Origin of the sequence: Candidatus Uabimicrobium helgolandensis (assembly GCF_041508025.1) — a bacterium.
GTDB lineage: Bacteria > Planctomycetota > Uabimicrobiia > Uabimicrobiales > Uabimicrobiaceae > Uabimicrobium > Uabimicrobium helgolandensis.
Genome location: NZ_CP165719.1, coordinates 2,584,933 through 2,598,550, shown reverse-complemented (window position 1 = coordinate 2,598,550; position 13,618 = coordinate 2,584,933). Strand labels below are relative to the sequence as shown.

Annotated in this window: 6 protein-coding genes; all 6 read left to right on the top strand. The window is 33.1% G+C overall.

The window, feature by feature from the left end; translation table 11 throughout:
- Positions 1-295: 295 nt before the first annotated feature.
- The 6 genes from UABHE_RS09395 (at position 296) to UABHE_RS09370 (ending at position 13,617) form a co-directional block, all read left to right on the top strand.
- Positions 296-1,471: an esterase/lipase family protein gene (locus UABHE_RS09395; RefSeq protein WP_372369999.1), complete on the top strand. Its 1,176-nt coding sequence runs from the start codon at positions 296-298 to the stop codon at positions 1,469-1,471.
- Positions 1,437-1,829, top strand: coding sequence for a hypothetical protein (locus UABHE_RS09390; RefSeq protein ID WP_372369998.1), 393 nt, complete (start codon positions 1,437-1,439; stop codon positions 1,827-1,829). Before UABHE_RS09395 ends, UABHE_RS09390 begins: the two co-directional genes overlap by 35 nt.
- A gap of 76 nt (positions 1,830-1,905) precedes the next feature.
- Positions 1,906-3,747, top strand: a complete 1,842-nt coding sequence (locus tag UABHE_RS09385; RefSeq protein WP_372369997.1) for a hypothetical protein — start codon at positions 1,906-1,908, stop codon at positions 3,745-3,747.
- Positions 3,747-4,373 (top strand): MBL fold metallo-hydrolase, encoded by a 627-nt coding sequence (locus UABHE_RS09380; RefSeq protein WP_372369996.1) that lies wholly within the window; start codon positions 3,747-3,749, stop codon positions 4,371-4,373. Before UABHE_RS09385 ends, UABHE_RS09380 begins: the two co-directional genes overlap by 1 nt.
- Before the next feature lie 9 nt (positions 4,374-4,382).
- Positions 4,383-8,759, top strand: coding sequence for a protein kinase (locus tag UABHE_RS09375; protein ID WP_372369995.1), 4,377 nt, complete (start codon positions 4,383-4,385; stop codon positions 8,757-8,759).
- A gap of 1 nt (position 8,760) precedes the next feature.
- Positions 8,761-13,617, top strand: a complete 4,857-nt coding sequence (locus tag UABHE_RS09370) for a protein kinase (RefSeq protein ID WP_372369994.1) — start codon at positions 8,761-8,763, stop codon at positions 13,615-13,617.
- The last annotated feature ends 1 nt before the right edge of the window (position 13,618 follow it).

Below are 13,618 nucleotides of genomic sequence, written 5' to 3'. Positions count from 1 at the left end.
TGTCAAGTGACTCATAAGATAAAAACTTTGCCTGGTTATTCTTACAGGCTCTCAGTGAGTATAGCATTTTGCTCTAGGCTTTCCAACAAATAAATCCACTACTGATAAAATCATAAGGTAACATAAAAATTTCAACAAATTTATACCTTTTTGTAGGCAGTTTCTTTACCTTTTATAAAAAATTGAGTAAGATATGCTTAAGGCGTACCGACATTTAGGTTTGTGTGGTGTTGTACTTATCTTAATTATAATTTTACACTTTTGGATACTAATAAAGAATTTCAGGAGAGGTCTTATGAAAAAAATATATCTACTGATAACTATTGGTATATTTGCAATATCAATAGCTAGCGAAGATATGAGTACTGCAAAACGTACAAATAACTATCCTATTGTTCTCGTTCATGGTTTTAGCGGTTGGGGACCAGATGAACTTTTGGGATATAAATATTGGGGAGGAACAGCTCTTGATATTGAAAAGTATCTCGATAAAAAAGGGTATCAGGTAAAAACGGCTACGGTTGGACCTATTTCTTCAAATCACGACCGAGCTTGCGAGCTTTTTTACCAAATTAAAGGTGGGACTGTTGATTACGGTGAAGATCATTGTAAGGAATACAAACATCAAAGAACAGGTAGAAAATTTAACGGACTTTACAATAGTTGGAGCGAAGAAAATCCTGTGCATTTAGTTGGGCACAGTATGGGAGGTCAAACAGCAAGACAGCTTGTTGAACTTCTAGCTAAAGATTATTTTGGTGTAGGTTCTAATGAAAAGTGGGTTAAATCGGTCACTAGTATTTCTACTCCTCACAACGGAACAACTCTTGCAACCATGGTTGATAGTTTTTCTGGCGGGCTTGCAGAAGAGATTATTAGTATGTTTTTAGCGCTTGCTGGCACAGACTGGTATATTTATGATTTCAAATTAGATCACTGGGGTTTGGAGCCTAAAAAGGATGAAACTTTAAGCGACTTTCTTCAGCGTGTTGATAAAACAGTTGGTAGCACAAAAGATATCTCACTACACGATCTTTTACCAAAGGGTGCAAAAGAGCTAAATAATCGCGTTCGCGATTTTGATGATGTTTATTACTTTAGTTACGCAACAGAGGAAACATATGTTTTGCTATCGTCTTTTGGCTATGAGTGGGCCGAACCGGGAATGACGCCGATTTTCTGGGCTTTTTCATATTACATGGGACATTATAAGGGCAGCGATGTTGAAGAACACAAAGATTGGTGGAAAAATGATGGGATTGTGAACACCTCTTCAATGAAAGGGCCTCACAATTCAAAGGTTGTAGATTACAAGGGGACTCCTCAAAAAGGTGTATGGAATCATGTGAAGTTAATAGATAGCAAAGATCATGTAAAGGTAATTGGACATTACCAAGATCCTTTTATTGGCGCGGAATGGTTAAAGGAATTATACATTGAAATTGCAGACAGGCTCTGTAAGTTACCATAAAAAATACATTAGAATATTTTTTGTTTTTACTTCTTTGGTATGCTTGAGTTGCCAAAGTATACAAGACTATAATAATTTTCTAGTCGAATCGTCTGTTATCTCTGAAATACCTACTATTATGGGGAATGTTATTGGAGGAGCAACAACCGCTCCTTTATTGTTGTTTTCGCTCCCTATCAGTTATGTAGTGTGCTGTGACAGTAAAAGAAGAAAAGAATTTGTTTCGACACCTCTTAAATGGGGAGCTTACGGTGGCGGAGTTGTTTTTGGAACTCTTTTTTTACCGGCCGCTTTGTTTTCTAGAAGAGATTCCACTAAAAAATTTAAAATAACTCCTGAGGAAAGCCCTCAAAAATAAAGGATGTGTAGAAAACAATATGAAATGTTTTTTCTACACATCTATTTCACAAAAAACAATTTCGAAGGGATGCACAATGAAATATTTTTGGGCATTTATCATTATAGTTCTAGCAATTGCTGCTGGAGGGCACTTTGTCGATTACAAATCTTTGCTTCAAGAATGGGAAGTTTTAAGTAATGATTCGAAAAATGTTGATAAAAATCTCAATGATAAAATTGCTTATTCTTTGCTAACGGCAATGGCTGAAGCTGAATCTTTGGTTCAACAAAATTCCGAACAAGATATTCGTTATATTGTTCACGATGACAAAGGTGAAGCGCAGACCAAACGGTATATGTTTGAAAATACCGATTATAAAATTTTTGCTACATCCAAAGAATCGCAAATAGTTCTCAAACAGAATTCTTTACGAAAGTTTTATTATACGCTTGATAATTTAGTGATAAAAGAGCTTCCACAAGATATGCGCCAGAGTATTCATACTAAACTGAAAGAGCGTTATGAATTTGTACAGAATGTAGCAAAAAATTTACACGACAGTCTTACAGCGCAACAGGTTGCTATTGCTCGTTTGAATAAAGAACAACAAAAGGCACAAGCTCTTTTGCAGAAGAAACAACAAGAAGCTACGGATATCGAAAAAAAGAGGCAGAAAGCGCAAAGTCTTTTAGAACAAAAACAAAAAGAAATGAAAGAGCTAGCAAAAAAGAAGAAAGAAATGGAACTTTTCTTTAAGGAAAAAAAACAACAGACTTCTTCTCTTGAAGAAAAAAAGAAAAAAGTTGAGGCTCTTTTGCAAAAGAAAAAACAGCAAGCACTACTTTTAGAAAAAAAGAAAAAAGAAGCGGAAAGATTGCTTCATAAAAGTCGTAAAGAGAAAGTTTTTCTTGAGAAAGAACAGCAAAAAACGTTGCTTCTTTTGAAAAAGAAAAAACAAGAAGCTGATGATCTTATAAAAAAGGCTAAAAGCAAAAATAAAAACGCCGTTAAACATGATTTATTCCCTCTTGGAAAAGGATTCTTTTGGAAATATCGCGTTAAAAAATATTTAGATAAAAGTATTTCTGAAATAGCCTTTTCTGCGAAAAAACGAGATGGAGAAATTTTCCTAGAAGATAATAAAAATAGTTTGCATCGTATCAAATTTGTTAACGGATTTATTAAAAAAGAAGGAAAGAAAATTCTTCCATGCGCTTTAAAAACTAAAACGTGGCAAAAAGAAGGATATACCGTTGTTATCAAAGGTAAAAAATGGATATCTACTTGCGCAGGCACTTTTCATTGTATTGTCGTATATGCAAAACTTCAACAGAACCCAAGTAATGTTGTAAAAGAGTATTATGCTCCGGAGATTGGCAAAGTAAAACAAGTGCGTTTTGCTGGAGGTAAAAAAATATATGAACAGACTCTTATTGAATATAAAACAGATTCGACATACGAAAGGCTTAATCGTTCGAAGCCATTTCCAAAAAACGCAACTTATTTTCCTGTACAAAAACAACATCGTTGGGAATATGATATTCTAAAATACGAAGAAAATCGTATATCTTCTATGCAGTGGCGTCTTATTCAAGGTAATGGTAATTGGAGACTAAAAGATAATAGTGATTATGCTCCCTCTATCGCTGTAGCTGAAGGTTTTGTGTTACGTGGATTACAAAAACTAGTACCTCTCCATGCAAAGAATCCACAAACGTGGCAGCGAGATCAATACAATGTATACATAAGCCATTTTGGTGAAATAGTAACTACGGATATGGGCAATTTTGAATGTCTTGTTGTGGTAGCAAAACATAAAAAGAAGAAAGACTATGTTATCAAGGAATATTATGCTGATAAAATAGGTGAAGTAAAAAGTGAAATTTACCACCAAGGTAAAAAAATATACACTCGAATTTTAAGAAAGTTTCAATAATGCGAATAGAAGTTCTTACAGTAAGTCCATTTGCGCAGAATGCGCGTATTTTAGTTTGTGAAGAAACTAAGAAAGCAGTCGTTATAGATCCTGGAGATGAAGTAGAGCGAATTTTACAGCGTGTTCAGGCTTTAAAAGTAGAAGTCGAATATATATGGGCGACACATGGTCATATTGACCATGTTGGCGGCGTATATGAAATGCAACAAAAACTACAAGTACCTTTTTTTATGCATAAAGATGACGAAGAGATGTTGAAAAGTTTACCTATTCAAGGGCAACATTTTGGACTTGTGATAAACGATATTCCACAAGTAGATCGTTTTATTGATGAAAGCGATACTCTAAGTTTTGGGAATTGCAGTTGTTCTATTTTACATATACCAGGTCATTCACCCGGGAGCGTCGGATTTTTATTTGGTAAGGATCTTATAGGCGGTGATGCTTTATTTGCGGATTCTATTGGACGTACTGATTTACCAGGTGGTTGTTTTGAAACGCTTAAAAAATCTATTCTCGAAAAATTATATACTCTTCCTGAAGAAACAATTGTCCATACAGGGCATGGGCCAAACACTACAATCAAACAAGAAAAATACTATAACTCTCTTATTCGTGTAACATAGGAGGTTTCTGTGCCAACTTTAACGCCGCAAGATCGCATTTTTTTAAATACAATAGTAGAAAAAAAAATACTTCTTTCGTCTGCAATTGAAAAATGTCTTGAAACAATGCGTAACCATCAACAACATGGTCTAGAGAATATTCGTTTTACACAAATTTGTGTTGATCTAAAAGTACTAACCAAAGAGCAAGTTCAAGAGATAGAGAAATGTATTTGCGAAAAGAAAAACTGCGCTACTGATGCAACTCAAGTAAAGAACCTTGCTACTTGGACAACAAAAGATATTCAAGTAGACAAAGATTTATTGCCACCACCGCAGCTACTAGAAACGCAGAAGTTACCACAACCACGTCCAACGGCAAATTTCGTTATTGATAAATATAAGGTATTTACGGAAGTTGGTCGTGGTGGTATGGGAATTGTTTATAAAGCTGTAGACCAAGATTTACAGAGAGAAGTTGCTATTAAGGTGATTAAAAAACGCCAAAGTACTGTAGAAGAAAAACGGTTTTTACGGGAAATGAAAGTAACAGCGACACTTGATCATCCAAATATTGTAGGCGTGTATAGTGGCGGAAATTTTAATGGTAATCTATACATTGTTATGCCGTTTATAAGTGGTTTACCTCTTGATGAATATGTGCACTATAAAAAATTATCTTTGCGCCGTAAGTTGAAAATAATTGCGCAGTTAGCGGAAGCTTTAGAGTATGCTCATCAACAAAAAATAATTCATCGCGATATTAAGCCATCAAACGTTATTATTGACAATAACGATGTTCCCAAATTGACAGATTTTGGTTTGGCGAAAACTCTTTCATCAGAAGAAGCACTTATTACTCAATCAGGAGAAGTGGTTGGCACACCAATATACATGCCTCCTGAAAGAATAACTGGTAGCAAACCTCTTTCAACACAAGATGATATTTATTCTTTAGGGGCTATATTGTACGAAATAATAGCAATGCGCCCAATGATTTCGGGAAAAACCCCCTTGCTAGTTCTCTATAACATACAGCATAAACGAGCAGTTGCACTGCGCAAAATAAACACTCGTATCCCTATTGAAGTAGAATATATTTGGAAAAAGTGTGTTGCTCCTGTAGGTGAACGTTATTCATCTATGAATGAATTGCAACAAGATATAAATAACTTTTTATATAAAAAAACCGCTCAAAATAAGTATAAAAAACCGCGTTTGAGCTTTCCAGTCGTCGTTGCTGCTTTTGTAGGTTTTTTGTGTTTATTTTTTGTGCTTATAGAAAATTATGGTAAAGCAGATAAATATCCTGTCACTTCTCTAGAAGTGACAGATGCAAAAACTAATGCCAAAACTAGTATTAATCATTTTAATAATTTTCTCCGTTTTGGTATGTACAAACAAGCAATAGAACTTTTTGAAAATCTTTTTAATAAGAGTGACTTGGAGTCAGAGCAAAAAAATGCTATGGCTAAAAAAATATTGCTAAATGCTCATAAGATGAATACTGATATTTCTACTTCTTTGTTAGAGAAGTACTATAAGTTTATTGAAAACGTGGATATCGATATTGACTTAGCTGTCACTAAGTACTACTTTTTTCACCAGAATTACATAAAAGTGAATAAGTGTCTTCTAAAATTGAAGCAATATACGCTGATTTCTGAAGAGCAACAAAGTGAAAGTGACTATTATCGTGGACGTTTGTTGTTTTTGGGAAAAAAATGGCAAGAGGCATATGACTTATTTTTCTCGGCAATGAAAATACAGTCTTCAGTATACAATGAAGCAGTTCTCTACACGTTTATGTGTAGTGTTGAATTAGAGAGTCACCAGTTCTCTTTTTCGCAAATAGAGTTTATAGAGAAGCAATTTACAAAGAACCCTTTGTTTTTTGAGTATTGTGGTAGATTTTTTTTACTAAAGCGTCAATGGAAAAAAGCGTTAGAATATTTTTCTGAAAGTTTGAAACTAAGGCCTAGTAATAGCTATTGCCATACATATCATGCCCAATGTTATATGAATCTTGATAATTTCGAAAGTGCTTTTACTCATATAAAGCTAGCTTTGGATAAAGAAAGTCATAATTTTGACAATATCAATACTCTCAACACAGTATCGTCGTTAATTTTAAAGTATCCAGAGGAGCAATTTCACATTTTGAAATTAATCCATGGTTATGTTGGTAAGTTGTTTAGTGTAAAAAAACCGCAATTGTATGCAGATGATATTCGAGAACGCCGTCGTTTATTTAAAAGTAGTTATGATGAATATCATAAATTACTACAGCAACCTTTTTCTCGACAACGCACCAAAACGCTTTTAAAATCTCTTAATCAAAAAAGGGGTGGCGTCAGTAATACCGCTTATAATGGTTTACTTAGTTTGCGCCACCATTCGGGTTTTTTGATATATTTAGAGAAATTACAACCAAACTACCCTAAGGCGACGCAAAAGATTTTGGCTTCTTTTTTACAAAATACATCTCTATTAGTAAAAGAAGAACGTACAAATGTTTATAACTATCTTATGGCAAAACTTCACCTTGATAATGATGAGCAAACGCGTGAAGAATTGCTACTAGTCAAAGATAATATAAAGGACATTTTACAAGATAGCCATGAAGATGTACTTACACGCTATCTTGCAGGAAGGACACTTATCCAAATAGGCTATTGGGAGAGTGTTTATGATTTGTGCGCAACAAAAAATACGACAAGCATTATTAGTCTTTCGGCTCTTTACGACCAACAATTTAGACCAGAACTTCCAGATCTTTCAAATTTAGAATCTTATTGGAATGACGACCAAGTACTTTTACTGTTTTTGCAGTCTATTTTACAAAAGACAAGTGTCTCAAAAAATGTTCTAGTATTTTTAGAAAAAGCCTTGAAACATCCGTCTTTCTCTGTTCGTATACTTGCGGCAATTGGTTTTGATAAGTGGTCGCATTTAGAATCCCCGCAAGCAACCGAAATTATGCAAAAAAATATCTTTCATGATAATTTTATTATACGTTATCTTGTGAATTATTACTTTTGGCAGTCAAATGTTGTTCGAAAACAACCAGAAAAATTTATGAAGGTCTACCAAAAAATGCTTGGAGATTTTCAAAACCCTAATATTATTAGTCTAATAATGTTAGCTCCTCGCGAACTACACAAAGATCAAATCAAGTTATTTTCTCAAGCCTTTGATAAATTTAATGACCAACCTATTGCTATTAAAATAGCTATGTTCATGCGAACTTTAAATGATAATGAAAAAATCATAAAAAATATAATGGCTAGTAAAATTGGAATGAAATACAATTTTATGCGTACAATACTTTATGTAGCGCCGATGGTTAATAATATTAGTAGTTCGTTGCGTTTATTGCGAGAACAAAAAATTCTTGCTGCTAGTCAAGTTCTTTCGGGAATTAAAAGTGATGCTTATAAACTTCAAAAAGGAATTTTAAAAGAGAAGAATGCTGAGGTTCGTGCTGCAATACGCTGCTTTTGTTCGTGGTTTGATCACTACGGAGTAGAGTATTTAGGAAAAGATCTAGAATCAACAAACCACATCTTGATAAATTTATGTTATAAAAAAATTGAGCGCTATAAATCAGAGAATCAAAATGCTTTCTTAGAGGGGTTTATGAATGCTCAAAAGCCACTTACACAAGAAGAACAAAACACTATTAAGCGATTTATTTATCACGAAAATACTACGGTATCAAAAGCAACGCTCCTGACAAGTATAATATTTGAAAAAAATGGGCTGCAAAAACAGTTGCAAAAAATTAGGCAAAAACAACATAGTTTAAGTGATGATAAAAAAAAGCTTTATGCAGAAACGCTTTATGCCTACGTACGTTTACAAATATTAAAATCTCTTCCTTTTGTTACTAAATTTTACAATTTTGGTAATGAAGAGCAGCAGGCGCTCTATATTCAACAACTTCGTGAAATTGTTCGAAATAAAAATTATTCTGCTACCTACAAAAATCTCCTAGACTTTGCTATTGAATTGAATGATTGTGCAAAATATCGCTATCTTCGCTCCGTTATCTATGCCGAAAAAGGTCTTTTTGAAGAGAGTCGAAAAGACTTATTAAAAATAACCGAGTTTAATCAGAGTTACTATGTTGATTTGGCTGTGATTGCAAAGCACTACAACGAAACAACAAAAATAGCTGAGTATTTGGAAAAAATAGATTTTTATGGATTAAGTCATTACGATGTTATCAAAGTGGTGGATTTGTATAAAAGTATTTCTGAAGTTGATAAAGTCAAACTTTTGCTAAAACAATTTTTAGTAAAAAGAAAAACCAGAATTTGTTTGTCTTTACTAAAAGGATTTTATTCTAAAAAAGAAGAAAAATATATTGCACAATTAAACAGCATCATTGATAGCAAGGAATAACATGCAACTGCCTATTTCGCAAAACTACCATGTTGAAAAATGTATTTACCGTGAAGAAACAATCTCTCTTTTTCTTATAAAAAATACTTTATCTGAAGAACAAATGATTGTTCAACAACTAGGACTTTGCGATAAAAAATTACTTGCTCTTGAGTACAAAAAAATTATGGCCGTTAAGCACCCCAATATTATAGAGATATCTAGTGTGCAGTCATTTAAAGATCAATTTTTAGTGACATGGCGCTATATTTCACACATATCTTTAAATCAATTTGCAACTACCTCTCAAAATTTATCAGACAAAGTCAGTGTTATTTTACAGCTTCTGTCGGTTGTGGAAAAAATAATAAAAAGCGAGTTGTTCTCTGGTACTCTTCATCCGCAAAACATTATATATACAAAACAAAAGAAAATTGTGGCTTTTTACTTTGGTTTGTTTACTTGTTTTCCCGAAAAATTAGACTACGCACCCCATGAAGATGAAAAATTGAATACGTTTTACGCTTTGGGAATATTTATTTATCAGATAATGTGCCAGACAAATTCGACTATTATTGATGGGATAGATGATCATTTTGCTGAATTGTCTTTTGATTCACAACAAGAACAACTTTTAAATGATACTTTACGACAGTTTGTAAAACAGTGTGTAGAAGGAATACCTGTAAATATATGTTGGACAAGTGAATTTTTACAAAAAAGTCTGGAGTTCTTTACGCACAAGGAGAATGAGTGTGGTAAAAAAACTTTACCATTTAAATACCAAGGAAAAGCGAAAGTTGGTAAACATTACTTAGAAAGCGTGCTTGGGCAAGGAGCAGCAGGAACCGTATATAAAGCTTGGGATGAAAAATTAAAAAGAAATGTGGCACTAAAATTACTTCACGAAAAAAATAAGCGCCTTGTTGTTCGTTTTAAAAGAGAAATTGATGTTGTTGCGAAACTAGATCATCCACATATTGTAAAACTATATGAAATTCATTTAGAGTCGCCTATTCATTTTACAATGCAGTATATCGCTGGAGCTCGGATAGACGATTATATAGATATAAATCGTCCTTCTTTTTCAGAAATAGCCAAAATTTTTGCCAAAATACTTTCAGCTATTGAGTGTGCTCACGAAAATAAAATTATTCACCGTGACCTGAAACCCTCTAACCTTTTAGTCGACAAAAACGGTGATCCTTTTATTATGGATTTTGGAATTGCTAAAATTGATGATTCGCAAAAGGTTACAAAAACTGGTGAGCTTGTGGGGACATTGTTTTATATGTCTCCTGAGCAAGCAAAAGCAAGTAAGGATATTGATGTACGTAGTGATCTTTATAGCATAGGGGTTATTTTGTACCAAGTGCTTACAAAAAAACTTCCCTTTGAAGGCAATACCCCTATTCAAGTTATGCACCAAATTGCGACAGGGCAGCCCACCACACCAAGAAAGATGAATAAAGATATCCCCAGTGTACTCGAAAAGATATGTTTAAAAGCTATGCAGAAAAAACGCGAAAGCCGTTACCAAACAGCAGAAGAAATGCTTGCGGATATTAACTGCTTTATCGAAAAAAATTATGGTCGCTTTAGATTCAATAATTTTTTACATGGTTGTTATCGTTTTTTTACTTTTAAATATGTTCGCTTTGTGACAGCTTTTACTATTTGTGTGTTTGCTTTTTACACATTGTTTTCTTTTTTTTCTCCAGAGAGTGAATCTCCTGCACTTTTTTTTAGTGTGCAGTCAGAGAAATATTTTATGAAAAAATACCAAGAAGGAAACCTAGAAAGAAAAGTGTATGTTGCTGAACGGTTAATTCCTTTAAAAAATAAGCTCAAAAAGTATAAAGAAGTTATAAGGATTTATCGCGAAATACAAGAACAAAATTTATGTGCAGTAATAAACTTAGAAGCCGCTAAAGCTTTCTATTTTTTAGGAGATAACGATACTGCCCTTACTTTACTGCATAAATCTTCACTGCAAGAAAGCACCGGCGAAGTTTTCTACTACCACGCACTCATTTTTTATTTTCAGGAACAATTTTCAATAGCAAGAAAGTTGTTTGATAAGGCAATTCTTCATGATAAAAATAAAAAAAATCCTCCTCAGATACATTTATATTTAGGTATTTGTAATGTCAAACTAAGTAATTTAAGTATGGCTAGAAAACACTTGAAAATTGCGACAACAATACTTAGCCAAGATGTTAGAACTTGGAAGTATCTTGGAAAGAGCTATTTACCAAAAAACTTAGATGATGAAGTAAATAGAGAAAACATGTTATTCGCTTATGAGTGTTTTGTAAAATGCATAGATTTGGATCCTAGCTCAAGCGAATACTACACTTTGGCAGCACAAAGTAAGTTATATTTACAAAAATATAATGAATCTTACTATTTAGTAAAAGCCGCTTTAGAGAAAAACCCCAGCGATATCGCTGCATTAAATACAATGTTGCAAATATCTTACAAAGAGCCGCTTTCTCAATACGATGGATATACTTTGCAAAGGCAGTCTGTTGGAAGTTTAATTCACGTTGGAGAACCAGACCTTTTTGCGTCCTATTTTGATGAATTAGAAAAAATTTATTATGATGATTTTATTAATAGATCAGTTGCTCTACAACAAAAACCTTATAATTTACAGGTTTTCTTAGACCCTCTTACAAATAAAACACTAGATAGAGAGGTTTTGTTGTCTATTGCAAAAGGAATCGTTAGTTTACGATACCAAAAAAATATAAAACATCATCTTCAGGCTTTTAGAAAAAAAGCTCCAAAATTCGCCCAGAGACGTCTAGATAGAATTCTTTCTGAACTACAAAGAATTATTAACAACGAACAAAAATATGCTACCTATTATAAAATTAGTCATTTATATAAAAAAATTAAACAAAAACATATGATTACTAATGAAAAAATAGAAAGCGCACAAGCTGAAAAAATCTTTGACACAGAAAAAAGTCTTGCAATAAAATACGCCACTGCGGTGGTAATGACCCATACTTGTCAGTGGAATTTTTTGCAAAAGATGCTGAAAAGTAAAAATAAGTTAAACAACATTATTATTTGTTGTGCTTTGCGTAAAACGGGTTATTATCAGCCTTTAGTATTAAAAAATCTTTTTGCTATTGCTGATACTCTCTCTGACCAAAATCGTGTTTTTTTTCTTTCTACAGTGGCCAAAAATATTACAATATACTCTGTTGCTTACCCACAACAAGTTATTCCAAAAAATCATATCGCAATTTTAAAAAAGCTAATCCTTAGTGAAACTCCTACTGTTCAATTGTGTGCTGCCGCTTCTGTTTTTTCTATTTCGAACTCAAAAAAAATGTTGAGAGGTACATCAGAGAAAGTATTACTTGAGGCTATGGACAGTTCTTCAAAGACTATACGCGCGTATACACACTATCATTTTTGGAATAGTTACCACGCGCAATCTTCCCCTAGCAAGTATAGATCCTTTTTACAAAAAGGCATGCAAGATGAAGAACTTTGTGTAAACTCCTGTGTTATGAAGAATGCACCAAGATACATGAGTGAAATGGGTTTTTTACGTCGTGAATTGGTATCGCTTATACATCGAAATACCGATAATAAATTGGGATTGCAGAGCATACTTATTCTTGTTTTACTAGACCCTTCACATGCTGAGGTTCTCGATTTTCATAATAACGAGAAACACCCTGGTTTTTTTCGCGTTTATACATTCATTCTTGCAAAGTATTTTTTCACTCTTCACAATATAAAAACTAATCCTTTACTTTTAGTCGAGAATGTAAAAAAGCTTTTAGCTAAAAGTAAGGGAATGTTGAAGCTCAAAAAAAATGAAGTTAAAGCGTTTTTTTACTATGCAACGGCATCTTGGGGATATCACCCATTAGATATTGTGAAAAAAGAAAAAGATTCAGGTATTATTGCAAATATAATTGCCAATTTAAAATTGCCCCCTCCAAAAATTACCATGATTAAGCGATTAGTTCCAGATGTTTCCAAAAGACAAAAGTATGCAATATTACAATATTACAAAGACAAAAAGGAACCGGCCATCCAAAAGAGTATACTTTCCGTACGTGTTTATCTTGCTTCTCATAAAAAGCGCCAAGCAATATATAAAAAAGTAAAAAATGGTACTTTAAATGATAAAATTGCTGCTGCGGACGGTTTTTATAGTATTCTACTGCAACAAGTATTTCCAAAAATGAAAGAATTTTCTGGTTACCAATCATTACTTGAAGAAGAGCAGGGGCGAGCCTATACACAAAGTTTTTATGGTTTTATGAAGGATCTTTTTTTATATGATTATAAAAGATTTTCTCAATATAAAATGTATATGCAATATGCTTTGAATCTTGATGATCGTAAAGGTAAATACTTTTATGAAATGGCTATTTTAAATGTTATCGAAAATAGTGTTGATTCTGCTATAAAAAATCTTAGAAAAGCATTAGAAATTAGCCCAGACTCTAGTAAATATTGCTATCGTTTAGCTGAAATAATGTTAAATAAATCGCAAGATAGTAAAAAGTTGCTACCTATTTTAATGCGCGCTGAAAAGAATACTCGTTATATTCCTTTGTTAGGAGATATAGCTAATGTTTATATGAAGTTAAAAATGTGGAGGCGTGCAGAGAATACTTTACAAAAAATGCTTCTAATCGGTTCGTTTCTTACAGCTACGGATTTCCTCGATTTAGTTCGCATTTGTGTATTACAGAAACATTACAGCAAAGCTCGAAAACATTTACAGTGTATTATTGATGTCGAGAAACGTAAATCTTTAAATAATGAAAATTATGAAACTATCGTTACCGAAGAATTGTTAAATAAAGATTCTGTTTTACGCCTTCTTAACCAGAAATAAG

Bases quoted from the DNA above. Each gene is read 5' to 3' on its own strand.
- UABHE_RS09380 (WP_372369996.1), top strand. From the start codon at position 3,747: ATGCGAATAGAAGTTCTTACAGTAAGTCCATTTGCGCAGAATGCGCGT.
- UABHE_RS09385 (WP_372369997.1), top strand. From the start codon at position 1,906: ATGAAATATTTTTGGGCATTTATCATTATAGTTCTAGCAATTGCTGCT.
- UABHE_RS09395 (WP_372369999.1), top strand. From the start codon at position 296: ATGAAAAAAATATATCTACTGATAACTATTGGTATATTTGCAATATCA.
- UABHE_RS09370 (WP_372369994.1), top strand. From the start codon at position 8,761: ATGCAACTGCCTATTTCGCAAAACTACCATGTTGAAAAATGTATTTAC.